Source organism: Paraburkholderia sp. GAS448 (assembly GCF_050435685.1).
In the GTDB taxonomy this organism is placed as follows: Bacteria; Pseudomonadota; Gammaproteobacteria; order Burkholderiales; family Burkholderiaceae; genus Paraburkholderia.
Genome location: NZ_JBNDKT010000066.1, coordinates 1 through 24535, shown reverse-complemented (window position 1 = coordinate 24535; position 24535 = coordinate 1). Strand labels below are relative to the sequence as shown.

Here is a 24535-nt window from a genome sequence, read left to right as displayed (position 1 = left end):
GTCGCCGACGCGATCCTTGACCGGCTGGTGCACAACGCTCATCGCATCACGCTCGCGGGCGAATCGCTGCGCAAGACGCGCAGTCGATTGACCGCCAAGCCGCAGTCCGAGTAAAAAGGTAAAGGTCCCGCGTCGCTGCGCTCCGTTTGTTCGCGATGGCGTGGAATCCTTGTTCTCTTTGCCGTGGAATCACGATTCACTTTGCCCTGGAATGGCTGTTCTCTTTGCGTGGAATACGCACGCTGGACCTCCGGGCTGTACATGCAGGCTCTGGTGATCGCACACTTTGCGTTGTCGATGATGATGCGGCCCGGGCAGCCGCCAAACCACTCAAAGGCGCGACGGTGGCAGGCCAGCCATGTCTCGACGGTCTGGTCGAGCACGAGCTCGACATACTGGTGCCGCGACCAGCAGAGGGTCATGACGAAGAACCACGTCTTGATCTGTGCGCCCGATTCATGTGCCAGTACCGGCCCGGCGCCGAAGTCGACCTGTGCGGCCTCCGCTGGCGCAAACTCAAGGATCGTTGTGGCCGGCACGCCGCGTTCGGCCCTCAGGCCCAGCAGGATACGGCGCACCGCCGAGTAGCTGCCGGTGTAGCCATGGTTGCGTTTCAGCGCGTGGTGAATCGTTGTGCCCTGAACGCCGGCGTCATGCCAGTCACGGATCTGCTCGCGAAACGGCTCGAGCGTGGACACGCATGTGCTCGGCAAATGTGGAGTGCGGCCAAACACGCCGGCAATCACGGTATCGTCAGGCAACGGCTGCCCGGGATTTAGCCAGCCGCGCTCGTCAGCCATACGACGAACAGCGGTCAACTTCTTGCGACCCATCAGGCCGCTACGCCCGATGTCGCGATCAGAATCGCCTTGCCGCATGCGGACAAGGACTTGACGGTACTCAAACAATTCGAACCTCCGGTTGGTCATGGACACTCCGTTCAGAAAGAACGGGAGCGTACCCATCTGGAAAGTTCGAATCGCGTTCAACACCCCGCGCCAGTGGCGCCTATACGCCGATCATTGACTGGCTCCTTTACGCCGGTCACGGACTGGCGCCATAACGCCGATCCTGCGCTGGCGCCTATGCGCCGATCATCAGGCGGCGCCAATACGCCGGTCCCGGAATGGCTCCATAACGCCGGTCAGTGACACATGCAGGATAAGGCTGGCTACACGCCAGCGGATAGAAGGTAAGTAAGACGTTGGAGTCTTACGCGCGCGATGATCCACTTCAGACATGAAACAGACTTGGACCGTAGTAACACTTACCAGGAGGGACCTGCCTCATGATGAACCGGAGTTATCCACCGCCGGCCGGCGCCATGGTCGTAACAGGCGACCCGCCGGCCGGCCGTGGATAACTCCTGCACAGCAGCGTTCACGGCGCGTGCCTTGCCTTGCAGGCGATGCTGGTCCCTACCTACGACTATGCATGGCCCTGGGCAGTCTCGCCAACGGTTCGCCAGCCACACGGTCAATGGTCATGCAAAGCTGCAAAAACAAACCCTTGACAATTTGATGCTCATAGAAGGTGTGCAGTCTGTCTCGCCGCTGAATGCCGAATGTGTCCCCGATGACATGGGAATCGAACGGATGAATGGATAAATCAACCCCAGCTTGCAAAAAAGGAAAGTCCTTATAGCAGGTTGTGGCCTGCGCCGCACAGCACCGCGTGGATCGCGTCGCCCAGCGCACCCTTGAGCCAGTTCCGATCGAGTTTTCCGTCTGTCTTCATGTGACCGATGGCGGGCTCGATTGCGCTGCGCCGCCTGATCATCGCGCGCCGTCCGCGTGTGATGCCCCGCCGCAAGCCCGGGTGGTAGATCTTCACGCCGTCGACCGCGACACCCTTGTAGCCGCGGTCGACGATGGCGACTTCCGGCGTGGCGTCGCACAGGTTTGCCGCCTGTTCCAGCGCTTCAGCCAGCGTATGACCGTCGTACGGATTGCCCGGCATCGAGCGCATGCCAACCACCAGTCCTTCCTTGTGAGTCGTCTTGATCGACACCTTCACGCCGAATTCGTACGGCTTGCGCGCCTTGCCTTTGGCCAGACACTCGACTTCCGGCGCGTGTAGCGCGTAGAGCTTGTTCCTGTCCTTCGGCTTCTGCGACAGAATCCGCTTCGTGCGGCCAATCAGTTCCTGCAATGCCGCGCGGCTGCAATCGGCCACCGCGTCGAGTTGCCGCTCGACGTCGCGCATCACCCGGCCCACACGGGAGCGCAACGTGCGCAGTGTCTTTCTCATCCGCTTGTATTGCTTCGCATGCGCGTAACGACTGATCTGGCTGGCCAGGCGTGGCGCCTCGCGGTTGTAGTTCTGCCGCAGCTTCAGGCCGTGCCGCGCCGCGGCCTTCACCAGATGTTCGCGACACCGCTCGAGCAGGCGTGAATCAGTCGGATGCGCGATCGCCTTCTCCATGACCGTCGTATCGACGATTACGCGCTTCACGCTCGAGGCCTTGATCACGCCTGCACGCTTCGCGGCTTCAATCGTCTCTGCCAGCAATTCCTCAACACCGGCTTCGTACATCAGCCAGATGCCCAATGCGAACAACATTCCGTACCGCGGGATCGTGCTTGGTGTCAATCTGGGCGCACTGCCGGACTCGCTCGATCTAACCTACGTGAAGTCGCAGGTGAGCGCCGCGGTGCAGGATGCGATCGGTGTCACCCCAAGCGCGGTGACATCGCTTGCCGTGACGTCGAAGACCCTGATCAGCCCGCAGGAGGATGCCTCGATTACCGCGAGCCGTGAGGCGCTGATGGGCCGCAACGGCACGCCAACAGCCCAGCTGGCAGCGGCGCGCACGCAGATCGGGACGCTACGGCAGCAGATTGCGATGCTCTCGCAGTTCATCCAGAGCCTGGTCGACGACGGAACGATTCCGGGTGGCGATATTCCGGGCACGGGAGGCGGAGGCGGCGGGGATAGCACGGAGATCCTGCCGGTGGTGACGGCGACGTTTGACCCCGCGCTGCTGCCTGACGGCATGGATCTCGCGAACAGCAACATGACGGTGGTGGCGAGCGTCAACGAATGGCTTGCCGCGCGCACGACCTACGGACAGGTTTCGGGCTACTTCTATGCCGAGTCGACCTATGACCGTCTGACAGGCGCTGTGGGGTTCGGTCTCACGAACCAGTTTGGGGCGCCGGTCGGGGAGCTGGGCGCCGACGCGAACAGCATCATGATGTTCACCAACGTAGCCAAGGCCACGAGCGGCGTCTACTACCTGGGCGCCGTCGTGGAAACGACCGGCGCGCAGCCACCGTCGCAGGGCATCACGGTGGGCATGGCGGTCAACCTGATCGACGCGCTCATCTGGTTTTACAACCCGATCACCCAGCAATGGAACGGCGACGCGCCGAACCACCAGAACCCCATTGGCAACGTGGGCGGGATTTCGATCCTGAGCATCTGCCGGCACAACGGCCAGGCTGCCCAGGTGTTTCCCGCAGCCTCAACATGGCAGATCGCGGATCAGGTCACGTTCAATCCCGGTAGCAGCGTTTTCATCAATGTCGTGCCAGCGGGCTATCTCGCATGGAACACCGAGGCCGGTTCAGTTTCGGGAAGCTGATCCCGATATTCTCGCGTCAACTACTGGCTTCGAACTTCCCGATACCTGTCGTATCGACCAGACTCGCGATATCCGGCAGGGCCAGCTGGAGTGCCTTGCATCCCGAAAATGCCAGTGATCCGCTGCTGGCTACCAGGTAAGCGATATCCGTCGGTCCGCAGACCCGGTTTTCGACATCGTCATGCCGGAGTTTCAGCCCGTAGTATTCGTTGATCGCAGGCAGGATGCTGTACGTATCAAATGGATAACCGGTTATGGGAATCGGTTCGTGACCTGCCTCGGGGGGATCAAGCAACCCGAGATCGAACCGACTGTACCAGAACGACCTCCTGCCCCGGATGCGCGGGCTGCAGGCGGCCCCTCTCTCTATTCCTATTTCGATCACGGTATCCCGCCTGACCTTATCCCCGTGGATCGGTCCTTTCGCAACAGGTTTCCCATAGATCACCCTCTGCTCTGGCAGCAGAAAACCGGAAGTAAAATAGACCAGATCGCGAAGAATCTGGCGTGACGTTCTGTGGTAAATCGAGAATGCCTGTTTCATTTCCGACGTCCATCAGTGGGTCCCTTGATTGCCGCCTGTGGGCGGCGGTGGTGGCTGGCCGTTGATATAACCCGATGGCGGCTGTGCGCCCTGCGGTGAACCTGTCATGTTGACAGCGTACGAACGCGGCGAGCCCGTCTGGCCCACCGCACTGTTCGCCCAGTAGACGGTAAAGAGACCTGCCCCTGTCTGCAGGAAGCTGTCGGAACACGCGTTGGACAGGGTGACGTTGTCTCCAATCGACGACGTGAACGTCATCCCGTCGAGGCTGCCATTGAGCACATAGATCGAGATGACGTTACCCGAACGGAAGAAGCCCTGAATCTGCCCGCCACCCGGCACGATGAACACCGGGAAGCTGCCGGTCACCGTCGTATCACCGCCGGAGGCCCGGTACACTCCCGCACCGGCGACAATCACGAGGCTGCGACCGAAATTGGCAGCCATCGAACCCGAATAGTTGATGGCGAAATACTGCGTTGGCGTTTCTGTAACCGGATATCCGCTGGCGTTGATCTGGGCCTGTGCGTTGTTCAGGTCTCCCGCGAGATTGTTCCACGGGCCCACACAACCGATGGCCTGCGCGCTAACCCGATGCGGATTGCCGGAATTATTCACGTGGCCCACCATCGCGGCATTATTGTTCGAGTAATACGACAGCAGGCTCGAAAGGGCACTACTGATGGCGCTGTCGATCGCAGCGCTCGCCATGCCGCCGACCGCATCGACCGTATCGCCGTGCGGGTTGGAATAATTCGCCACGTGAGCCGACACCGTACTGGCCAGGCCCTGCAACTGGGCCGCTGTCCACGTCCCCAGTTGTGCCGCAGTCAGCTCGTGAGGGTTGGCGGTGTTGCCGATATGCGTGTCAAGTGTCGAGAGCGTAGCGCTTACCCCGGAAGTCACGGCGTTCGCGGCGGCGGCAATTGCCGCCGAAATGTCACCGGCGCTCAATGTGCCGAGTTCTGCGGGCGTCGTCTGGTGCGGGTTGTTCGTGTTGTTGATGTGGGCGTTCATCGTGCTTACGTTGGACGCGAGCACGGTGTTGACCGCATTCTGCGCAACACTGATCTGGTTGTTCGCCTGCGCGATCGGGTACATATCGACCTGCGCGAGGGTGGTCTGGTGGGGGTTTCCGTAGTCGGTGGTGTGGTTATCCAGCGTCTCATCGACTCCTGCGTCAGCCGCCATGCGCGCCGATGTCTCGACCTCGATGGCGGCATCCTGCTGGGACTGTGTCAAAGCCTGAAGCTGGCTGGGCGTGAGCCGGTGGGGGTTGGCGTGATCCGCTTCGTGCTCCGCGAGCAGATCGAGCTGTGCGCTGGCCGCCTGCGTCTGTGCATTGTCGGCCCCGTCCGCGTACGCCTTCACCTCGCCCTGTGCAATCGGGTCTCCCATCAACGCCAGCTGCTGAAGGCGGTCAATGGCATGGACCACGTACTCGAAAGTGATCAGCCCTTCCTGGCCCGCATCATGCAGCGCCTGCGAGGCAGGAAGATCGGCCACATCGTCGATGACCGATGGCCATTGTGGCGATCGTGTATCGGGTTCATACGTTTCGATCGCATTGGCGATCGCAGTTTGCGGTGTGGCGTACTGCGCGCCAAGCGCGTGATAATCGAGTTCAATGCTGCTGGAAACCGCCGGATCCGTGACAACAATGATCGAGACGATCTGCGTATCGTTGGCCGCTCCGTACTTCGCAGTGGCCAGATCCATGATTCCGGACAGGAAATACTGGTCGGGATCGAGCGGCTCGCCCGTCGCAACGTCTCGCACGACAAGGCTCGAAGCGTAAAATCCACCATAGTCTGTCGCGATCGCCCGGATGCCGGTCGATCCGATCACGTAATGTTCGTCGGTGATGTGGTTCGACGGCGCCTTTCCTGTTGCGTCCAGTGGCAAACTCGTGACAGACATATCAAGCTCTCCCGAACGTCAAGGTCAATGGTAAGAAAGGTTGTTGATCGCGGCCTGTAATGCGGCCTGCCACTGTGCGTAGGTCCAGCCGCCCAGCATTGCCACCGTGGTGTTATGGGGGTTATTGAAATTGCCGGCGTGGGCGTTGATGCTGTTGGCCTGCGGCGTCAGGTACGAGTTGTTTGCCGGGTTCACCATGTTGCTGGTGATGTTGCTGTTGATCTGCGTGCCCGTAAGCGTGCCGACCTGCGCGGCGCTCAGCTGGTGCGGATTGCCTGTGTTGTTGATGTGGTTGGTAGCCTGCGTGTTGACCGTGCCGATACTGCCGCTATCCCAGCCGCTCACCTGCGCGAGCGTCGTCTGGTGGGGATTGCTGTAATTGGTGATATGGGCATCGAGCTGGCTCTCGCTGGCCGCGAGCTGGTTCGTGGCCGGCTGCATGGCCGTCGAGATCACACTGTTGATCTGTGCCGTCGTGAGCCCGTCGATCTGGGCGAGCGTCACCTCATGCGGATTGTCTGTCCTGGCGATATGGGCGGCCATCGCAGCCGCATCCCGGGCCAGAGTCCCGTCGAGCGCGGCCACGATCGTGTTCAGGTTCGCGTCTGCCTCTTCGGTCGTGTAGCCCCCCACCAGGGCTGCCGTGTCCCGGTGAGGGTTGGCCTGGTCCGCCGCGTGAGTCTCGATATTGCCGAGCAGTGTGTTGTCGCCCGCCATGCGTGCGGCTGTCTGGCTGGCGATCAGCGCCGTGACCTGGGCAGCGGAATACATGTCCAGCTGCGCGAGTGTGGAGTGGTGCGGGTTGTTATAGTTCGTGATGTGTGCCGAGAGCTGCTGGGCCAGATTGGCGATGTCGCCGTCGCGCAGGTTCACCTGCTGGTCGATGAAGCCCAGCACCGTGTCGTACGACGCCGTTTCGGCCAGGCTCACGATCGCCATCAGCATCTCGATTGCCGTGACGATATAGTCCCAGTCGTACGTGTCGCCGATCGCGTGCAGGTGCGGTACGGGCGGATACGTATCCGGTTTGTTCGTGATGTCCTGGAATGCGACACCGCGGGTGTCGTCGGACAAGGCGGTGATTTCATCCGTGATCGCGGCAAGCGGCTGGCTGTAGTCGCCGCCCAGCGCCTGGTAGGTAATCAGGACATTGGGGCTCACGCCAGGATCGGTGATCACGATCACCGCGTCGACCTCCTTGCCCGTCAGTCTCGTTGTGTGTTCGTGCAGGAACTGGAAGCGGTACTGCAGCGGTAGCAGCGTGTGCTGCGTGAATGCGTCCACGATCTGAACGGATGCGCCAAAGAAAAGCCCCTGGCGGGGCGCGATGACGCGCACGGGCATGGTTCCGATCGCATGGGGCTCGCCAGTCACGAAGTTGTTCTGGCTCTCGCCCGAGAGGTCGAGCGCATAGCGGTAGAGATTCGGTATCATCGCTCGTCCCCTCTCACGGCAGTGCTGCAATGGCGTAGGCGGGGCTGCCGCCCGGGCCCTGCAGCTGGTTGATGGCGTTCTGTAGCGCCCCGGCCGAATAGCCTCCCGCACCCGTATTGGCCAGCGTGTCCTGATGCGGGTTGTTCATGTTTCCCGTGTGCGCCGAGATGTAGCCGTTCAGCGAATTCACGTCGGCGACGACCTGGTTGAGCGCTGCCGCGATGTTATTGTTGATGGTGGTCGACGGGTAGGTACCGAGCTGGGCGACTGTTACCTGATGCGGATTGCCCAGATTGCTGATGTGTGAGGTGAGCGGTGTGACGATGCTGTTCTGGATCGTCGTATACGTCCATGTGCCGGTGTTGACTGCCGTGTCCTGATGCGGATTGCCTGTGTTCGTGACGTGGTTGTTGACCGAGGTGGCGAGCCCCGAGGCCTGCGAGCCTGGCGTGGCGGCGCCAGCAGTCGCGGCACTGCTGATCTGCCCGCTCGTGAGCGTGCCGATATTCGCCGTCGTGTCCTGGTGCGGGTTGCTGGTGTTCGCAAAGTGGGCGTTCTGGACGGCCTCGGTCGCCGTGATCGACTGCATGAGCGCTGCCTGCATCGCAGCCATGGCCGCATCGGATTGCGCCGTCGACCAGCCGCCGATCTGGTTGGCCGTGACCTTGTGCGGATTGCCGTAGTCAGCGATGTGAGCATCAAGCGCGGCCTGGATCGTGGCGTCGGCCGCCTGCTGGTTGACCGTCTCAACGGCGATCGCCGCGGTCGACTCTTGCGTGGTGTAGCCGCCGATCAGGTGGGCAGTGTCCTGATGCGGGTTGCCAAAATCCGTCTCGTGCGCGTCAAGCGCGGAGCCTGCGGCCGCGATCGAATCGAGGACCTCGCTGACGCAGCTTTGCGCCCAGGCCATCAATTCGCCCTGTGCGCCGCCCTGTCCCTGCAGGATGGATGCACTCAGGCGCTCGAGCGCAACAACGATGTACTCCGCACCGTAGATGTCGTCGGCGATGTGGGGATGATGAGGCGTGGGCGGGTAGGCGGACGGCTTGCCCGTCACATCGGCCCAGCTCACGGGTCCATCATTGATGTGCAGGTTATCGATCGCGATCTGCAGGGCACCGAGCGCCACATTGTTGACCCCACCGAGCGCCTGATAGGTCACACGAACTGTCTGGCTCACCGTGAGGTCGGTAATCACGACAACCTCGTCGATCTCGCTGCCGCATCGCATGGATGCGCCGACATCCATCTGTGTCGCGTAGTACTGTACCCCTGGTGTCAGGGGCAGGCCGGTGGCATCATCGGTCACCACTAGGGAAGCGGCGAAAAAAAGCCCATAATTGAGCGGAAAGGCTCGAATGCTGCGTAACCCGATCATCTGGATTTCGTCTTCGACCAGGTTGCTGCCCGCGCTGCCGCCGGGGTCGAAGGGAAGGGATACAGGCGGCGAAGCGGGTGATGTAGGCATAAACACTCCCACGTATCTGGAGGCAGTTTGTGGGCCCGGCGCCGGGGTCGACGTTACGTCGCAGAACTGAGCGAGCTGGAGAAGGTTTCGAATGCGAGGTACAGCTGGCTCACGAGGTCTGCCACCTGCGACACGGTCGCGAATGCGTCTGCCGTCCAGTAAGCAATGCCGGCTGGCTCAGCGATAACCTGAACAACATTGCCGGAAAGCTGGGTCGTGTTTTCGGACAGCGAAGTCACCGACATCTGGTTGGTTTCGCCTGGTGTCTTCATCCAGGTGGTGAGCACGGGTGCGCCCGGTGTCGTGGTGCTGTCGACGGTGAAGCCGAACGAGACCGTGTCCATGTTCAGGCCGTTGAGGCTCACCACGCTCAGCAGGGCGTTGCTGGGCTGCCCGCTTGCCCTGACTGAAATGCGCACCAGCCAGACTCCGCTGCCGGTGTCCGTGGCTGCATCGCCTCCGGTGACAATCCATTGCACGTCAGGGAACACGGTCTGCGTTTGCGCCGGACCCGGCATCGCGATCTGCCCCAGTGGTGTCCAGACATTGGCAACGTTGTCGGTGTTGGCCGCAATGGTCTCCTGTGCCGCGACGACAGCGCTGACAGCGTTCACGGCCGTCTGGATCAGGACGTTGGACGTCATGCCATTGAGTTCTGCGGAATTGGCGGCCGTGCCCTGAAGAATCGCGCTCGCGAGTTGCGCCTGCGTCAACCCGTATGCGAGCTCGCTGTTAGCCGCGGTGCCCGAGAGAATGCTCGCGCTGAGCTCTGAGACCGACATGCCACCGAGCTGGTTGGCATTGGCGGCGGTTCCCGACAGGATGGCCGCCGTCAGGGCATCCTGGGTGAGACCGTACGCGAGAGTGGCGTTTGCGACTGTGGCGTGCGCGATATAGTCCTGCCAGTCGGCTGGTGACATGCCGCCGAACGTCGACGCATCGCCCGACACGCTGCTCGTGATGTAATTGAGCAGGTCCTGTGGTGTCATGCCCCCGATCGTGGTCGCATTCGAGGCCGTGCCTTCCAGGATCGAGGCGGCGAGTTCACTGAGCGTCAGGCCGTACGCGAGTGTGCTGTTTGCCGCCGTAGCGGTGAGGGGCAGGTAGCCCTGCAGGAGATTGTTGACGTCGCCGGCGGTGACCGCGCCGACCTGTGCCGCCGTAACCTGGTGCGGGTTGCTGTAGTTCGTGATGTGGCTGTTCAGTTGCCCCATGGCACCGGTCTGGGCAATGGCGGCCGCGGTCGCCGCAGGCGTCATGTAGAGATCGTTGCTGGTGCCGGCGACCGCATCCGCTGTACTCGCCGTTGACAGGTTGCGCACGTTACCCAGGCCCACCTGGGCGGCGCTCACCTGGTGCGGGTTGCCAAAGTCAAGCAGGTGCTGGTTGATCGTGATGCCGACGGTGCCGTTGATCGCCGCAGCTGTGGTAGACGGCGTCATGTAGAGCGTGTTCGAGGTGCCGCTCACCCCGTCGGCTGGCGCCGCGACGCCATAATTTTTGACGTTGGCGAGGCCCACCTGGGCAGCCGTGACCTGGTGCGGGTTGCTGGTGTTGCTGGTGTGAATCAGGAAGGGGCCCAGAACCTGTGTCTGGATCGCCGCCGCGGTCGTCGCCGGGGTCATATAAAGCGTGGTCGAGGTGCCGGCGGCCGCGTCACTGCTGGCCGCAACGCCATAGTTCTGGACGTTTCCGAGCCCGACCTGGGCAGCGGTGACCACGTGCGGATTGTCGTGATCGGCCTCGTGAGCGGCGAGACCCGCACCGCCTGTTTCCTGCAACGTATCCTGGATACCGGCGAGCGCCTGAACGACGGCGTCCATCCCGACCATGTCATAGACGTCCCAGGTATGGGCCTCGGGCGGGAAGGCATAGGGCGTACCGCTGATCTCTTCCCACGAGCTCACGCGCGCGTTGTTCATCGCGCCTGCGAGTATCTCCGCGATCGTGGCGGCGTCGAGCACCCAGATCCCGCCGATAGTCTGGTACCGCAGCTGCACCACCCCGGACAGGGCGGTGTTGATGAAGCTGATGGAGCCGTGGACCCGCATGGCGCACGAACGGCTCGCGGAAATGAACCAGTGCGTGCAGAAGTAGTCCGTCCCTTCCCTGAGCGTCGTGATCTGTCCGCTCGTATCCTTGAACCGGATCTGGAGTGTGTCGGCAAAATAGGGGGCGGCCGCCGGGATGATCAGGTGCTGATCGCGGAAATTCTGGGCAACCAGTACCTGCTGCTCTCCGGTGATCAGGTTCGAGGCGAGCGAACCTGTTGGATCGAACGGGTACGAGGGCATGGTAGACATACGTGTCGTACTCCTGAAAACGCGTCGCTCATCGTATGGCTGTGCGAAGGACCATAGGATGATGAGCGATTTTTTCCGGAGAAAACGATGTATGCCCTGGTATCTGCGATCGGTAAATCACGGGGCGGTGGACAGGACTGGTGTGCCATCGATCTCGGGGACATGACCTTTTCAACGGTCATCCAGAATTTCTCGGCGGTCTATGCGGTGCTGACCAATCCCTTTCTCAGCGACCCCGTCAGCCTGAATCTCAACGACGTGTTGGGTACCTGCGCCGGCACCGGCGTCGCCCCCATCACCGACCAGCAACAGACCTTCAACCAGTACCTGGCCACACTCGGCGATGCAGCACTGCCAACGTCCGATACCATCCCCACGCTCGACACCCGCTACGCGCGCTATCAGGACGCATTTCAGGCAGGCTATGCAATCGAGCCGATCAGCCCGGGCGCGTCGCTGTCCAGCCCGCTACCTGCCGCGGAGAAGACGGATCTGTTTCTCACGCGCGCCCGAACGTCCTACAGGTCGTTCTTCCAGAGCTGCATGGTGAGCGTGAACGGATTCTTTCACCTGATCGACAGCGACGGCCAGAACGGAATATGGGTGACGGACGGGATGAAATCCGTGACTCATGCAAAAAAAAACAAGGTGGGAATCCTGGATTTTCAGGACCTGGGAACACTTACCTATATCCCGATCACGCGCGGGATGCTCTTCAAACAGATCGATACAGAGAACCTGGGCAATCACGCGTACCTGAATCTGGGAAGGGATCTGACGGGCTACACCGTGATGGCGGTCATCGGGGGGTATCTACACGTGCTGGATCCGAAGACTGTCACGCTGGTGGGCACTGACTCGATCATGATCGACTTCAACAACCTGCCGCTCTTCGATCGCTGGTACGAATCGAAACGCTTCATCGACCTTTCGGCGATGCCGCTGACATCGTGGCCAGACAACCCGCATGCGTTCACGGTCGGCGAGATGATCTCCGACGCCTTTGTCGAGGCCTATCTCACGCTCAGTCAGTCCTTCATCGTGCTCATCGACAACACCGAACTCTGGACGGAGTGCCTGGGCGTCGAGGCGCCACGCTGGCCCCACGCCTATATCAGCTATGTCGAACCCGTCTGGCCGCTCGTGACAGGATGCGGAAAAATTGCGGAATACTGGCCTGTCCCGGAGGACAGGCAGTGGTCGCTAAGGGTGGAGGATAACTTCAGGAACAACCATATTTACAGGACCGTCGACGCAAAGGCAGAGACGGGTCTTTCCAGCAGCCGCAACCCCATGCACGAGACGGGCCTGAGCCCCGGCTACTTTCTGCAGATCGGATGTGACATCGATCTGAAGGGCAGCTGATCACATTACCTGATCACAGCGCCGGCATCAGCTCTCGTCTTCGCAGGATCCCGTTCGCCTGAAAACGGCGGACTTGCCAAGCATGCTCGAAAACGTATAGTGGAACTGGCCGTCCTGCGGCGAGAATATCCCGGACTCCTCCAGCTTTTTCACCATCGACAGGCCCAGGCCCAGCGCCGCCTCGGAGAATGTCTCGAGTGCCTCTGGAGGGGTGTCGTAGTCCGAGGAGACGGCGTCGATGACGGCGTTGTCGATCTCCTCTTCGGCGTATTCGCGGGTGCTCACGTAGCACGACAACCAGCTCAACATTGCCTGAGGGTCGGTATCGAGTACATCGGACAGGTCCTCGACATCGCGCCTGTATTCGTCGATGGCTGACCGCAGGTCCAGTATTACCGTGTCCGGTTGACGCAGCGTCATGTCTGGGCTCCTACATGGGGGGTATTACAGGAGGTTATGCCTGTTGTAGCGCTCTGAGTTCAGCCTGGCGGGCGGCGCTCCTTTCCTCGCAGGCTTTCTCGAGCGCTTCGTAGACATCGGGCTTCCTGTTGAGCTCCCCGACGTTGCACAGGAACGCCATTTGGTGGACGAAGAACCGGATCGCAGGGTCATCGCGGATTTGCTGGGAGCCGAGCTTGTCGGCATGGCACTGATTGATCGCGCGCACCAGTGATCGCGCGATGCCGCTCAGATTGGACGCGCCCTGCTGGATGTTGAGAGCTTCTTCGTGCCGGTTTGGCGCAGCCTGGTTCATGTCGCTGTGGTTCATCGTGTTTCCAGAGGTCATTTTGCGGGTAGGGTGGGAAGATGATCGAGCCACGTCTCGAAGCGTTGCCACAGGGACGGGCGGCGTTTGATGCTGGTTGCGAGTTCTTCGCGCGTCAGACCTTCCTTTACCAGGTCGAGGAACAGCAGGTTGATCTCACCAGCTGCGCGAACAGCATCGTAGTAGAGCGCAGACTGGGGGCGGGCAGGGTGTGTGTTGGAACTGGACGTCACGTTTCGCAGTTTTCGACATAGGGATGGGCGACGCAGGCATAACAGTCGTCCATGGTTACCGTCTGGGCCTGTTCGTAAAGCTCCTTCGCGGCCTCGATAAAATGGTCAGCCTCTTCGCCCTGCAGATAGATGTTTTCGCCAATGGCAACGGTTGGCATGAGCTCGTCGACATCGATCTTGACGTTACGGACATGCCACGCGCTGATGCGGATGAGTTCGTCGAACCGCGGCACTGTACGCCCGGCGTGACGGCTGATTTTCGCCTTCGCAGCGGTGCGGCTGCTGCAGGGGACAACGGTTGCGCCCGGCCCCTCGGCGTCATGAAGTACCGCTTCGATCTGCCTGGTGCCGCTCACGAGGAATTCACGGATCTCGTGCCCGCGATATTCGTCAGTCCAGTCGGGCGCGTTCTTCATCCGCTTTATCCCTGGATGGTTCGATGATCTTCACCTGAAAAACTTCCGGCCATCTGTCTACGGACACTGATGTGCTCGCAAGAAACCAGGATCCGGAAATGTTCTGAACACAAAGCAGATACTTCGCTCCGTAGCCATCATCCGCGACGGCTACGATCGTTTCGTGCCCCGGCTGCGGGGTTGGGTACATGCCGCAGAGCGCTTTCGCACTGCGTGCCGAAATACGCCTCATTTTTTGCGGACCATAGCTCCAGTGGTTTCCGCTTTCCGGAAGTCCAGTCTGTCTGATTTGAATCACGGCGTGCTCCGTCTATCGCTGGCCGAACCAGCGGTCGGATCATCGACTGTGAAACGAAGGTACGCAGTTGAGGTGAGTGTCTGAATGGATTTCGGATCGTGGGCGACGACGTCCCGGCCTGCACGATTAACCCGGTAGCGGACGGGTTTGTCTGCATAGACCCAGGCTGTCTGGCCGGAGAGTTTCGCGATGACCACCTTCTTTCCTATGTCTGCGGAAAACGCGGGGTGGTGGACCGCCACGATTGTGCAGCGCGAATTTATGAACAGTTGTCTACCGTCGATGTCGAAGGCCGGTTCCTCCGGCGTACCCTGATTAATTTTCATTTTGTTTCGTTAGTGCGTGCAACTGGGGCGAGACGCAGAAATACAGCCGCCGCCTGTCGCAATACGATTCGATGTACCAGCGGCGCCATTCGGCGCGAATTCTGCTGCTGATGAGTTCGCCCACCTCTCCCAGTTCGCGACGATCCCAGAATCCCGTACCATGTCCTGCACAGGTGAGGTAGAGGTCGTGGCCGAACGCTGCTGCGGGACTGCCCGCATCGGGATGTGAGCCGTATCCATCTGCAGCCGTGACCTGTGCGCATTCGGCTGGCCAGGCTGCGGCGAATGCCTCGACAAAGGCGCGGGCAATCGCATCGGTCTCACGGGCGCTTCTGATTTTCCTTCCTTCCGGGCCATCGGCCCAGATGGCTGAAATGACAAAGTGACGTGCAGCCGTTTCGATTTCCTGTGTGTTCATGAGATCAGAGAGCCCGGCCGGTAGCTAAGTGGATGTTTCTCGAACCGATGCAGGGCTGGGCGCTTCTCGAAATGCGCTGGACTTGCCAGCTGTGTGTGGAGTTGGGCAAGTCTCGTAGCAACTGCTCATATTGCGCTACGCGTTCATCCGTGAAGAGTCCGACAATCGAGCCGGAGGAGGGGAGCCGGACCAATGCCTTTACGTCAGCACGCCGGAGCATGAATTCGGCCAGCGCCGGGAGGCAGTCGCGATGCAGCATGATGCTGCCTACGCTAGGTTTTCCGTTCACCAGGCCGTTCCATGGACCTGTGAGTACCGTATCGACGGGCAGCGAGAGATAGTCGAGAATGCCCAGCCGGCCATCCTCATTGACGTCGCACAGTACGCGCATCATGTAGGTACAGGCCTCGCCCGTGAGCGCCTTGATGCCAAAATGTTCGAGATGCTTCCAGTTGCTGATTGTCAGTGATTCCAATTGGACTCCTTACGAGTTATAGAAAACCGCATTGGTGCGGCCGTGTGACCGTTCAGGCCAGGCGGACGATGACCAGGCGCGTGGCGCGTCATAGGCTGAAAGTCTGTCTGAAACAGTCCGCCAGAAGCGCCCGCTGTTCTTCGTCGAGGCCGACGGGGTTCATTGGGGTGAAGCTGGCAAATTCCTCCATGCTGTAGTTCAAGGTCGAAGCGCGGATATCGGCGCGCTGCAACCCTTCGATCAGGATTGCCCATCCCAGATCGGCCCGGTTGAGCAGGAACTGTGTTGCCTGAGTCGTGTGGTCCGTGTAGAAGCCACTAGGCCAGTTCTTCAGATGCGCCTGCCTGGCGAGGCGCACATCCTGCTGATAGTGCTTCAGGCCAAATGCGCCGCTGCCGATCGGACCTCTTCCGCCGGCCAGTGCCTGCGCGCTAAAGAGGTTCCTGAAGAAGTCGACGCCCGCCTCACTGCCCACGGACGGGTCCGCAACAGGGGTCGGTGCGGGCGTTGGCTGGGCGGGTGAGTGATGGGTTGCGTCGTGGGTTGCGTCGATATCCGATTGCTCGACCGTGTCGACCAGATGCAGCAGATGAGACTGGTGGTGGTTGACGAGTTCTTCCCTGAGTACCTCCTTTGCCCTGGCGAGTGCCTGCCCTGTTGTTGGTCGAGGCCTCGGCCCGCTGGCTGCCGTCGTTGCGGCCACCACAGGGAGAAGATCTTCCTGCGTGTCTTCGGGTATGGCGTGCCGGGCAGGCAGCACGTCTCGCGCCTGCCCGGCCACCCCCTCGTTCTGCAGTCGCAGGGCCAGTTGCAGGAGTTCTCGCTGGGCACGGGTATGGTGCTGGCCGATCGACGCGAGCGCCTGGGCGATTTCATCACGGGTCATGTCATGTCCGTTCAGGTCATGGTGACGTGCGTGTTGTAGACCTTCGGTACGGCGATGTTGCGGGCATCCAGCACGCACGTCTGGACGTTGCTGAACGCACCATAGGTCGCGGCGTAGTGGGAAATCAGGAAAAGCTGGCTGAAGGGCCGCGTCTCCATGATGTGCCTGATGGCGTTGATCGCATTGCTGCGATGCCCGGCGTCGAACGTGGCGCCCCATTCGTCAAGGAGCAGGGGGCCGTCGTCGAGATGAAGGCATTTCAGACCGACAATCCGGAACGCCAGATCGATGATCTCCAGCATTCCATCGCTGCCGTCGCTGACATCATCCTTGATGTCGCGTTCCGGGCCCACCCTTAGAGGAAACCTGTAGTCGAGACCGGCGCCCTTTTCCGTCGTCGTTCCGCAAGGGACAACTTCCAGTGGATAAACCCAGACCCGGCTGATGAGCTGGTTCATCTGGTGGATGAAGACACGGATGAAGCCCAGTAACCCTTGCGCGATCAGGCCGTCGGTTGGAGAGAGCTCACGCATGGTTGCAGCAAGCGCTTCTTCCTCCATGGAGCGCTGCAGGATAGTCTGTTCGAGGTTCGCGACAATCGCCTTCTGCTGGTTGAGATTCGCAAGGATTTCCTCCTTGCGCGAGAGCGTGCTTTGGACGTGGCGGATACATTCATGGATGCTCGCGCGCCAGAGCATCTCGATCTGCTCACGGGTGAGATTTTCGAACGCGCGGCACGCTGAGTCGACGCGTGCGGACAACGCGATCGCCTCGGCGAGCTTCCTGCGATACTGAACGAACTCGCCAAGGGACCTGCGCGCTGCCGTCAGCGCCCTGGTGAGTGCCTCGATGTTGCGCTCCGACTCGCGCAGTTTCTGCGATGTCTCGCCCAGCGTCGCGTCCCCCAGGCGCTCGGACTGGACGAGCAGTTCCTTCACTTTCGCGATTTCAGCGTCCTGTTCGGCCGCCTTGACCTCGAGTTTCAGATCCTCGCCGAGCAGCGAAAGCATGCCGATGACCTTTGCTGGCGCCACTTTCATGGCGTTTGTCTGCGCAAGGTGATCCCAGAACGGTTCGAGCGCGCTCGCCATGCGCGTGATCTGGATGATCTCCCGGTAAAGGTCGCCGTATGCCTGGATGGCGGCCACCGACTCTTCGGCTTTCGTCACCCGCTTTTCCAGGCGGGCGAGCGCTTCTACGCCTGCGGCGATTTCCTTCTCCAGCTGCTGCAACGTGTCCGCACCAACGCCATAGGTGAAGACATGACGGCACTTCGGGCAGGTGACGCTCCCATGCGTACGGTGCTGTTCGGCGTGCTGCTTTTTTGCCTGCAGTTGCGCCAGTTGCCGGTTGCCGCCCGTAACAGCCTCCCTGAGCTTGAGCAGTTGCTCACGCCCTTCCTTAAGCCGGATCGAACTGAAGAGACCTTCTTCGTTGGCGGGCAGTTCAGCGAGCTTCTCCGATAGCGTCTCCACAATCGACTGGAAGGATTGCATGGCCGCCGTGGCGTCGAATCCCTCGAGGCCGAGGCGCCGTGCCTTGAGCACCTGCTGGCGTTGCTCCTGCGCCCGCCTGATGCGCGAGCGCAGGGTGTTCAGATCGTCCGTTCCTCGCCGCCGAAGAATTTCGACTGTTTCCCTGAGCTTTTCGTGTTCGCTCACGCACCGCGTGAGCACGGCCTCCTGCCCCGTGATGCTGCCGCGGATCGCTTCGATGTGGCGGTCGACAGCGTCCGTGCCTTCAAAGGTGAGCTTTTTCGGGAACACGCCATCCGCGCCAGCTGGATCGGCGGGCGCCTGTACGCGCATGGCGAGCAGCTGCCGGCTCATTGCATGAAGCTCGCGTTCGCGCTCGCGGCGACAGGCATCGATTTCCTCGACTGGGCGCTCGATCGGCGCGCGCAGCTCGATGAGACGCGTGAGCTCCGCGTGCAGACCCTTGACCTCGGCATCGAGCTTTGCCTGTTCCTCCTGTGTGATGATCTTTGCCTGCTCGAGCACGAGCTGCCGGCGGTCGAGCTTGAGCGCGCCCGAGACGTTGCGCCACTCTTCCTTGAGGCGGTTGTAGACGGTGATCGCGTAGTCATAGTTGACATCCGAGAGCATGGTGAACCATTCGCGCCGGCGTGTCGGTCCCATGGAGGTGAACCGTTCAGCGCCAAGCGCAAGTTCGTGCGTCTCGGGCGTGACGCCAAACGCCTGCCTGACCAGCTCCTTTTGCACCGTAGCCGTGCCGCCAGAGTTCAGCTCCCTGCCACCGTCCTTGCGGAAACTGTGAGGTTGCCTGAGGGCAAAATCGCTTTTGAGGACATAGTGATGACCTCCATCCAGGATATGGATTTCCTTGGATCCGTCCTTGCTGTAGTCGGCGGGGCTTCCAGGCAGGGGCGTGAGCTCGTGCAGCAGGGAGGATTTGCCTGAACCGTTGGTGCCGAGGATCAACTGGACGGCTTCGGTGGGCTGGATGGTGAAGCTCTGGATCTGGTTCAGGGCGAAACGTTTATAACCCTTCAGGATCAACGCCGTGTAGCGCATCGTGAGCTGCCTGTGCTTAAACCTTCAGGCGCATGACGCCTTGACATGGACGTACGAGGAGGTCCCTTGCGTCATTTTCATTGCGTATCCCTGGTATCCCGCGTCAAATCCGCTGCCCTTCGACCTTCTTCATGAACGGGAGCAGGTGGCGGTTGAGCGCATCAAGATCCTCAAATTCGTTGGCCTTCGCGTTTTTCGCCAGGCGTGCGGCCATGTCGCTTTCGACCGCGCGCATGTCAATGCGATGGACGCCGACACCGCCGCATCGCGCCGGCACTTCCCTGTCGACGAAGTGCTGACCGAACCTGCGCCAGGCCGCAACCGTGCCGTTGTCGTCAGCATGCGTCACACGTCCCAGCGTCCAGAACAGGCGTGTCGTTTCCCCTTCCTCTTCCGCGTGCACGACCTCGCCCATCACAACGGCGACCAGATCACCCCGCCGGGACGGCTTGGTTGGCTTGTTCAGGAACGGCGTTCCCATGTTGTGTCGCTGGCTTTTCCATCAGTTCGTCGGGTCCATCGTTGTTGGTGTCCATCCTTCGTCAGGAAATTCGTCCTGCATGACTTCGGTGACTTCATCGGCAAGATCGGGGCGATGCGTCACGATCCACGTCGCGAGGTCGCCACGTGTAACGCCGTCGATGTTGTCAGACCGCACAGAACTGATCACGCGATGCACGTCGACCTTGCGCAGTTGGCCGATCGAGTCGGCGGAAATCCTGATATACAGATCGAGGGTCTTTTTCTTGTTCATCAATCAGACTCCGTTATTCGTTGTTTCCAGCATGAAAGTTTTTGCGTACTCGTACGCGTGATCCGGTATCGGGAATTCATTGGCGTCGTGCTGCCGCGCGGCACGATTCGTCATGTCGTTCTCGATGGCGGGCATGTCGACCAGCGCGGCGGAAAGCAGCTGGTAGTTCTCCGGTACATCCGGACAGACATAGTGCGTGCCAAAAATGCGGAAGGCGCTCACGATGCCGTCCTGTGCGACGCCTGTGACGCGGCCGAGTGACCAGAAGCACGCGAGCAGTGTGCCTTCTTCAGCGACAAGCATGGGCCTCGTTCTCACCATCAGGATCAGGTCACCACGCTGTGCTACGGGCTCTTTGATTTCGCTATTCTTCATATATTCACTTCCTGTTAACGGCTTTCCAATCAGGGGATGATCGTATGCAGTACTTTTTAGTATTTCATTTGCAAACTATCGCAAGGGGATATCATGGCCAACCCCTCGCCATCCCATCTTCAACCTGTTTCGATCGGTATCGTTGCAGAGAACAAGCTGCCTTCGAGTAACCTGATCGAGGTCACCCCGATTGAGAAATTGCCGTTCGTTGATGGTGAGTTGACCCAGACAGGAACGACGCTCTCGGCGTCTGGCACGGACGTGAACGGCGCGGCATACAGCACCCAGGTGGCTTCCTCCACCACAATCAAGGCTGAATGGCTACGGGAGGGGGAATCCAACCGGGTGAGCGCGCCTGACGTCAGGCGTGGCGCCCGTGTCAAGCTGTACCAGTTTGCGGATTCGGACAGGTATTACTGGACGGTGTGCGGCGACGATTCGAGCCTGCGCAAGCTTGAGACCGTGACGCACGCGTGGAGTGGAACGCAGGACGAATCGGCGAAGCTCGACCCGTCGAACAGCTACTTCTTTCAGGTTTCAACCCATACGGGCCTCGTGACGCTGACCACCTCGAAGGCGAACGGGGAGGCGCACGCCTACGGAATCCAGCTCAACACCAGGGAAGGTTACTTGCGTATCCAGGACGATATCGGCAACTACCTCATTCTCGATTCGACGCAGAATCTCTTCGAGATCGGTAATGGCGACCAGTCGCTGCTTCAGATGATGCAGACCAGGCTGAGTATCCTGACGCAGGACGAAATCGACATCAGGACGACGAATCTCAACATCGAGGCCAATACGACCCATACCGGCACTCTTACCGAAAACGGCGCGCTGCAACTCAATGGCGACATGACCACGGCGCCCGGTGCGGGGAGCGCAGGCACTGGCCAGGTGAGCATCGCGGCAAACGTCAACGTCAAGGGCAACGCCCAGATTACGGGAAATACGACGACGCAGAAGCTGACATCGGTTGAGGATATCGACGCTCCCAACGTCAATTGACGGGCAGACCACTGCGTACGCTTGTCGGAGAGCCGGTTGATGACCGTTTATCGCTGGTGGGTGTCCGTTCCTGTACGGGAGGTTGCGCTGCGGGTTGGGGGGGCTTTTCAGCGTGCTGGTTTGATTCCCTTTTCTTTTCGCGTCGTTTTTGCAGTTTGGCATTCCAGCCGAGAAAAATATGCGGTGGTGTAAACCACGTATCCCATGTCTGCAAGGTGAGTGAGTCTCCATGAACAATGACGGCCGGAATCCCGCGCAGGGACAGCTGGAGAAAGGTCATGTGAACGCAGAGACGATCCTTGTCGACACACGTAGCGTGAAACTGGGTCGGATAATTGAAACCGAGATTGTGGAAAGTTTCGGCAAGGGCGATGACCATGCCGCCTGCGCCGCAGGCCGGTTCCAGAACGGTGAGGAAGCCATGCTCACGGATCTGTTCCCGAACGTCGTCCTCGTTGCGCAAGGTCATGAGCGCCATGAGGCTCTGAACACCGCCGGGCGTAAAGAATTGCCCGAGGCGGTCATTGCCTACGTCCAGCATGCTGAAAATCTGGCCCAGTACGTCGCCGTCGTGATCGATCACTGAACGCCCCCCAAGACCGGGCGAACCGAGCTCGTCAGTGCGCTCCCGATAACACAGCAACAGCTCGGCGAACATGTGCGCGATTTTTGTGACCTCGTCGGGGGTATAGCCTTTTGCAATTTCCAGATAGCGCTTCTCACGTCTGTCGCGCTGGGCGAAATCGAAACGGTTGCTCAGCGCAATGGCACTCATTTCGATGAAGTCGGCAAAGACAGAGTACGGGTTATGCCTCGAAAAGAGGTCACGCATGAGTTCCACGATGGTGTGCTGATGCGGGTCGACCCTGATCGAAAACTGGTTTCTGTTTCGACGGCCCATAAGCAGATCTCCTGAAGGGAAAATAAAGGAGGACGCCGCAAGGCGTCCTCAATGACTGTTCCCAGCAGTGATATATATCCGAGACCTGTTTTATTGCCGCGAGCTTAAGCGCTACTGCTGCCAGTCGAGTTCTCGGCCAACGGGATATACCGGCGTCAGGCTCGCGAGGTCGAGCAGGGTGAAGTGACCGCCTTCGAATACCGCCCCGGTTTCGATTCACCTGCAGCGAGGTCCCGCCCCTTTGTGTTCCTGCCGAAATGCTCATGGAAGATCATGATGCTGGCGCTCCGGGTTGCGGGGAATCCGGTTGACGGGTGACGGGTGCAGCGCGGACCTTCTTCGAGTGCAATTTTCAGTAGGCTCGGCATGGTATGTCCCCGTGTGAGGCACGATGTCAGTCAAGACCTGATAGCGCCTTGAGCGCATCCCGGAGCGTTTCCAGCATGTCCTGCATGACCGCATCGAGTGTGACGATTTCGAGGTGAACAAGGACAGCGAGAACGGCGACCGCGATGCCCATCAGGACGAACAAGGCAAGCGCAATCGCGAGCACGTAGATCTGGGTCTGCATGCCCGTCGTTTGCGGGGGAGCCGATGCTCCTGAATCAGGTCGGGCATCCTCACGGGCGTCATCTTTCCTCTGCGCATACCGGACAAGAAGGACCATGGCCTGATCGGGTTCAAGACGGTCAATGGCTTCCTTGAGCTCGCTGCCGGTCGACTCCAGGGTGAGCGGTGGCAACTGCTTCTGGTATCCGGCCAGTGTCTGGTAGGCGACCAGCAGATCATGCAGCGTGTGCGGCCCGCACCCATGGTCTTTCAGGCGCTTCGAATCCTCGATATCGGAAAGGATCGCCGTGATCAGCTGTGCAATGCCTTCGTTCATGGCGCGGCTCCGTCACCGGTTGCGCTGACGCCGGGAGCGTCGTTGCGTTCGCGTTCAGCCTGTCAGACATGAAGCCTCCTTCCATGCTTTCCAGTGCGAATAGCCCACTGCAATCGCGTCGATGCCGTGCTCGTCGAGTAAGCGCAGCGGGATATTGCCGTCGTAGTGAAGCTCAGGCAGGCGCAGGAGCGCGTTTTTTACCGCGCCCTTGTCGGCATTGCCCTTGGCGCCTACGGCAGTCTTCACGCTTGCCGGGTCGATGAGATAAAGTGGCTTCCAGGCGTCGTAGCGCATGACGGCCCGACGTACGCCACAGATCACCTCCGTCAGTACGCCGTAGGCCTGTGGGCGGCGCAGGTTGATGAAAGGGGCCTCGCACGCGACCATATATGGCTCGACGTTCCTGAAGAGCGAGACGAGGGCATCTTCGAGTGACGCAATCCGACCCGCCCGCTCACCGAAGAGCTGTGACGTCCATAAAGCCGTCGACAGCGTGTTCCCGTTGAACGTATGAGCCGTTGTTCCGGCAATCTGAAGCGTCGCCAGATCGACACGCAATACTGCAGTCCCAAGATGCACGCTGCCGGGATCGATGCCGACGAGGGAAATTTCGCAGCCGCAGTCTGCTGGCATGCTCAGCATCGCAGCCCCCTGACCTGTGGTGATGCCTGCCTGGCTGAATCAGGCAGGTTGCAAGCGAAAGAGCGGCTCCGTGGCGCCACAACTTAAAATGATGTTCACGCCGCCGTTCTGGTAGTTCATCGCCTGATACGTGTTGAAGAACGAGCAGATCTGGGCGCAGATGACCTCGTTCATGTTGAATGATCCGCCCGATACCGGAACGTTCACCACCTTGTCCACGCCGCTGACGAGCCCGATCTCGTTGACGACGGCGTATCTCGGATCGCCGTAGATGATATTGGCGCAGTTGAGCAGCTCGGTGACGTCCTGCGCGCTAAACGAGAGCTTGACGATGGCCGCCGCGGTGATGAAGTCTCCGGAGAGGATGTTGATTGACCCGCTCGCTGGGGTGGGCGGCTGTGGATTGAGGTTCGAGCCATCCGGCACGTAGGGTGTGACAGTTGATACACCGTTGGCCACGGTCACCATGTCGAGCTCAACCCCGACGCCGGTGAAATCGATCCTGCGCAGGAAATAGCACGCACAAGGCACGCTATTCCAGGTGATCACCTGCCGCAGCGCATACTGCGCCATCTGCGAGGTGGAGAGATCCGCGCTCACCGGGCGCATGATGAACGGCAGATGATTGAACAGTGCGGCATCCGTTGCCTGATGTTGCAGGGGCTGCGAAAGCGCGACGTTGTCGGCGCCGGCCGTCACGCCTGCTCCGCCATTGCCAATGCAATAATAGCGTTGGGAGGGGAGGATGCCCGGTGAGGGTGCCACACCTGCCTGTACACCAAACTTCTCGTTGAGCGTGGTGTTCGCCATCATCGTGAAGGGCAGGTTCTGCAGCAGGCACGTCTGCAGATATGCGCCCCATGCCGTGCGCTGACTCTCTTCCATTTTGGAATCCTTTCAACTAAGGCTACGCTGAATAAGGTCAACGCCATCGGGCGTTCAATCGTTAAATGCGGATGAAACAACAGACCCTTGCGATGGCGGCCGATCAAGGCGC

General features: G+C 60.3%; 26 protein-coding genes and 2 pseudogenes. 4 read left to right on the top strand and 24 right to left on the bottom strand.

Annotation, left to right across the window (positions count from 1 at the left end):
* On the top strand, positions 1–114 hold a 114-nt coding region (locus tag P3T23_RS44525), incomplete at its 5' end, for an ATP-binding protein (RefSeq protein ID WP_429322415.1).
* 116 nt (positions 115–230) lie between these two features.
* Here P3T23_RS44525 and P3T23_RS44520 read toward each other — a convergent pair.
* Both P3T23_RS44520 and P3T23_RS44515 read right to left on the bottom strand, forming a co-directional pair.
* Positions 231–908, bottom strand: a pseudogene (locus tag P3T23_RS44520) (DDE-type integrase/transposase/recombinase); the annotation flags it as partial.
* Positions 909–1638: 730 nt separating this feature from the next.
* Positions 1639–2598 (bottom strand): annotated as a pseudogene (locus tag P3T23_RS44515) (IS5 family transposase); the annotation flags it as partial.
* Between P3T23_RS44515 and P3T23_RS44510 the strand changes: the two are divergent.
* Entirely contained in the window at positions 2543–3586 is a 1044-nt protein-coding gene (locus tag P3T23_RS44510; protein WP_429322414.1) for a DUF7194 family protein, read from the top strand. The pseudogene P3T23_RS44515 and the gene P3T23_RS44510 overlap by 56 nt on opposite strands.
* A 16-nt stretch (positions 3587–3602) precedes the next feature.
* Here P3T23_RS44510 and P3T23_RS44505 read toward each other — a convergent pair whose 3' ends face one another.
* From P3T23_RS44505 to P3T23_RS44485, 5 genes are read right to left on the bottom strand one after another with little or no spacing between them, the layout of a single operon-like run.
* Positions 3603–4130: a hypothetical protein gene (locus tag P3T23_RS44505; protein WP_429322413.1), complete on the bottom strand. Its 528-nt coding sequence runs from the start codon at positions 4128–4130 to the stop codon at positions 3603–3605.
* Between the two features lie 12 nt (positions 4131–4142).
* Positions 4143–6050 (bottom strand): hypothetical protein, encoded by a 1908-nt coding sequence (locus P3T23_RS44500; protein WP_429322412.1) that lies wholly within the window; start codon positions 6048–6050, stop codon positions 4143–4145.
* Between the two features lie 24 nt (positions 6051–6074).
* Positions 6075–7484 (bottom strand): hypothetical protein, encoded by a 1410-nt coding sequence (locus P3T23_RS44495; RefSeq protein WP_429322411.1) that lies wholly within the window; start codon positions 7482–7484, stop codon positions 6075–6077.
* Between the two features lie 13 nt (positions 7485–7497).
* Positions 7498–8952 carry a hypothetical protein gene (locus tag P3T23_RS44490; RefSeq protein WP_429322410.1) on the bottom strand — a complete coding sequence of 485 codons (1455 nt, stop codon included), beginning with the start codon at positions 8950–8952 and terminating at the stop codon, positions 7498–7500.
* Positions 8953–9005: 53 nt separating this feature from the next.
* Complete coding sequence (locus tag P3T23_RS44485) at positions 9006–11255, bottom strand: hypothetical protein (protein ID WP_429322409.1); 2250 nt, start codon at positions 11253–11255, stop codon at positions 9006–9008.
* A gap of 87 nt (positions 11256–11342) precedes the next feature.
* Between P3T23_RS44485 and P3T23_RS44480 the strand changes: the two genes are divergently transcribed.
* The gene (locus P3T23_RS44480; protein WP_429322408.1) at positions 11343–12620 is read left to right on the top strand and encodes a hypothetical protein; all 1278 of its coding nucleotides are present in this window, start codon (positions 11343–11345) and stop codon (positions 12618–12620) included.
* Positions 12621–12647: 27 nt separating this feature from the next.
* On the opposite strand, the gene P3T23_RS44475 is transcribed toward P3T23_RS44480, so the two are convergent.
* From P3T23_RS44475 to P3T23_RS44415, 13 genes are all read right to left on the bottom strand, one after another.
* Positions 12648–13040: a hypothetical protein gene (locus P3T23_RS44475; RefSeq protein ID WP_429322407.1), complete on the bottom strand. Its 393-nt coding sequence runs from the start codon at positions 13038–13040 to the stop codon at positions 12648–12650.
* Positions 13041–13074: 34 nt separating this feature from the next.
* Entirely contained in the window at positions 13075–13389 is a 315-nt protein-coding gene (locus P3T23_RS44470; RefSeq protein ID WP_429322406.1) for a hypothetical protein, read from the bottom strand.
* Positions 13390–13403: 14 nt separating this feature from the next.
* A complete protein-coding gene (locus tag P3T23_RS44465; RefSeq protein ID WP_429322405.1) occupies positions 13404–13619 on the bottom strand; it encodes a hypothetical protein in 216 nt (71 codons plus the stop codon).
* A complete protein-coding gene (locus P3T23_RS44460) occupies positions 13616–14035 on the bottom strand; it encodes a hypothetical protein (protein WP_429322404.1) in 420 nt (139 codons plus the stop codon). Before P3T23_RS44460 ends, P3T23_RS44465 begins: the two co-directional genes overlap by 4 nt.
* Entirely contained in the window at positions 14010–14333 is a 324-nt protein-coding gene (locus P3T23_RS44455) for a hypothetical protein (protein WP_429322403.1), read from the bottom strand. Before P3T23_RS44455 ends, P3T23_RS44460 begins: the two co-directional genes overlap by 26 nt.
* Positions 14330–14659 carry a hypothetical protein gene (locus P3T23_RS44450; protein ID WP_429322402.1) on the bottom strand — a complete coding sequence of 110 codons (330 nt, stop codon included), beginning with the start codon at positions 14657–14659 and terminating at the stop codon, positions 14330–14332. The genes P3T23_RS44455 and P3T23_RS44450 overlap by 4 nt, the downstream gene beginning before the upstream one ends.
* The gene (locus tag P3T23_RS44445) at positions 14649–15077 is read right to left on the bottom strand and encodes a hypothetical protein (protein ID WP_429322401.1); all 429 of its coding nucleotides are present in this window, start codon (positions 15075–15077) and stop codon (positions 14649–14651) included. Before P3T23_RS44445 ends, P3T23_RS44450 begins: the two co-directional genes overlap by 11 nt.
* 4 nt (positions 15078–15081) lie before the next feature.
* On the bottom strand, positions 15082–15552 hold the full coding sequence (locus P3T23_RS44440) for a hypothetical protein (protein ID WP_429322400.1): 471 nt from the start codon (positions 15550–15552) through the stop codon (positions 15082–15084).
* Between the two features lie 88 nt (positions 15553–15640).
* Positions 15641–16438 (bottom strand): hypothetical protein, encoded by a 798-nt coding sequence (locus P3T23_RS44435; protein WP_429322399.1) that lies wholly within the window; start codon positions 16436–16438, stop codon positions 15641–15643.
* An 11-nt stretch (positions 16439–16449) separates the two neighbouring features.
* Complete coding sequence (locus P3T23_RS44430) at positions 16450–18972, bottom strand: hypothetical protein (RefSeq protein ID WP_429322398.1); 2523 nt, start codon at positions 18970–18972, stop codon at positions 16450–16452.
* A gap of 103 nt (positions 18973–19075) precedes the next feature.
* Positions 19076–19453, bottom strand: a complete 378-nt coding sequence (locus P3T23_RS44425) for a hypothetical protein (protein WP_429322397.1) — start codon at positions 19451–19453, stop codon at positions 19076–19078.
* A gap of 21 nt (positions 19454–19474) precedes the next feature.
* Positions 19475–19726 carry a hypothetical protein gene (locus tag P3T23_RS44420; protein ID WP_429322396.1) on the bottom strand — a complete coding sequence of 84 codons (252 nt, stop codon included), beginning with the start codon at positions 19724–19726 and terminating at the stop codon, positions 19475–19477.
* A gap of 3 nt (positions 19727–19729) precedes the next feature.
* A complete protein-coding gene (locus P3T23_RS44415; protein WP_429322395.1) occupies positions 19730–20101 on the bottom strand; it encodes a hypothetical protein in 372 nt (123 codons plus the stop codon).
* 93 nt (positions 20102–20194) lie between these two features.
* Between P3T23_RS44415 and P3T23_RS44410 the strand changes: the two genes are divergently transcribed.
* Complete coding sequence (locus P3T23_RS44410) at positions 20195–21109, top strand: hypothetical protein (protein WP_429322394.1); 915 nt, start codon at positions 20195–20197, stop codon at positions 21107–21109.
* Here P3T23_RS44410 and P3T23_RS44405 read toward each other — a convergent pair.
* From P3T23_RS44405 to P3T23_RS44390, 4 genes are all read right to left on the bottom strand, one after another.
* Positions 21102–22010: an N-6 DNA methylase gene (locus tag P3T23_RS44405; RefSeq protein WP_429322393.1), complete on the bottom strand. Its 909-nt coding sequence runs from the start codon at positions 22008–22010 to the stop codon at positions 21102–21104. The genes P3T23_RS44410 and P3T23_RS44405 overlap by 8 nt on opposite strands.
* A 394-nt stretch (positions 22011–22404) precedes the next feature.
* Complete coding sequence (locus P3T23_RS44400; protein ID WP_429322392.1) at positions 22405–22896, bottom strand: hypothetical protein; 492 nt, start codon at positions 22894–22896, stop codon at positions 22405–22407.
* 54 nt (positions 22897–22950) lie between these two features.
* Positions 22951–23538, bottom strand: coding sequence for a hypothetical protein (locus P3T23_RS44395; RefSeq protein ID WP_429322391.1), 588 nt, complete (start codon positions 23536–23538; stop codon positions 22951–22953).
* 39 nt (positions 23539–23577) lie between these two features.
* Complete coding sequence (locus P3T23_RS44390) at positions 23578–24423, bottom strand: DUF7208 family protein (RefSeq protein WP_429322390.1); 846 nt, start codon at positions 24421–24423, stop codon at positions 23578–23580.
* Positions 24424–24535 lie beyond the last annotated feature (112 nt).

Coding starts and splice junctions, on each gene's coding strand:
- P3T23_RS44490 (WP_429322410.1), bottom strand. CDS start 8,952: ATGCCTACATCACCCGCTTCGCCGCCTGTATCCCTTCCCTTCGACCCC.
- P3T23_RS44400 (WP_429322392.1), bottom strand. CDS start 22,896: ATGAACGAAGGCATTGCACAGCTGATCACGGCGATCCTTTCCGATATC.
- P3T23_RS44390 (WP_429322390.1), bottom strand. CDS start 24,423: ATGGAAGAGAGTCAGCGCACGGCATGGGGCGCATATCTGCAGACGTGC.
- P3T23_RS44410 (WP_429322394.1), top strand. CDS start 20,195: ATGGCCAACCCCTCGCCATCCCATCTTCAACCTGTTTCGATCGGTATC.
- P3T23_RS44435 (WP_429322399.1), bottom strand. CDS start 16,438: ATGACCCGTGATGAAATCGCCCAGGCGCTCGCGTCGATCGGCCAGCAC.
- P3T23_RS44425 (WP_429322397.1), bottom strand. CDS start 19,453: ATGGGAACGCCGTTCCTGAACAAGCCAACCAAGCCGTCCCGGCGGGGT.
- P3T23_RS44485 (WP_429322409.1), bottom strand. CDS start 11,255: ATGTCTACCATGCCCTCGTACCCGTTCGATCCAACAGGTTCGCTCGCC.
- P3T23_RS44470 (WP_429322406.1), bottom strand. CDS start 13,389: ATGAACCACAGCGACATGAACCAGGCTGCGCCAAACCGGCACGAAGAA.
- P3T23_RS44460 (WP_429322404.1), bottom strand. CDS start 14,035: ATGAAGAACGCGCCCGACTGGACTGACGAATATCGCGGGCACGAGATC.
- P3T23_RS44430 (WP_429322398.1), bottom strand. CDS start 18,972: ATGCGCTACACGGCGTTGATCCTGAAGGGTTATAAACGTTTCGCCCTG.
- P3T23_RS44420 (WP_429322396.1), bottom strand. CDS start 19,726: ATGAACAAGAAAAAGACCCTCGATCTGTATATCAGGATTTCCGCCGAC.
- P3T23_RS44405 (WP_429322393.1), bottom strand. CDS start 22,010: ATGGGCCGTCGAAACAGAAACCAGTTTTCGATCAGGGTCGACCCGCAT.
- P3T23_RS44510 (WP_429322414.1), top strand. CDS start 2,543: ATGCCCAATGCGAACAACATTCCGTACCGCGGGATCGTGCTTGGTGTC.
- P3T23_RS44480 (WP_429322408.1), top strand. CDS start 11,343: ATGTATGCCCTGGTATCTGCGATCGGTAAATCACGGGGCGGTGGACAG.
- P3T23_RS44450 (WP_429322402.1), bottom strand. CDS start 14,659: ATGAAAATTAATCAGGGTACGCCGGAGGAACCGGCCTTCGACATCGAC.
- P3T23_RS44475 (WP_429322407.1), bottom strand. CDS start 13,040: ATGACGCTGCGTCAACCGGACACGGTAATACTGGACCTGCGGTCAGCC.
- P3T23_RS44500 (WP_429322412.1), bottom strand. CDS start 6,050: ATGTCTGTCACGAGTTTGCCACTGGACGCAACAGGAAAGGCGCCGTCG.
- P3T23_RS44445 (WP_429322401.1), bottom strand. CDS start 15,077: ATGAACACACAGGAAATCGAAACGGCTGCACGTCACTTTGTCATTTCA.
- P3T23_RS44505 (WP_429322413.1), bottom strand. CDS start 4,130: ATGAAACAGGCATTCTCGATTTACCACAGAACGTCACGCCAGATTCTT.
- P3T23_RS44495 (WP_429322411.1), bottom strand. CDS start 7,484: ATGATACCGAATCTCTACCGCTATGCGCTCGACCTCTCGGGCGAGAGC.
- P3T23_RS44415 (WP_429322395.1), bottom strand. CDS start 20,101: ATGAAGAATAGCGAAATCAAAGAGCCCGTAGCACAGCGTGGTGACCTG.
- P3T23_RS44395 (WP_429322391.1), bottom strand. CDS start 23,538: ATGCTGAGCATGCCAGCAGACTGCGGCTGCGAAATTTCCCTCGTCGGC.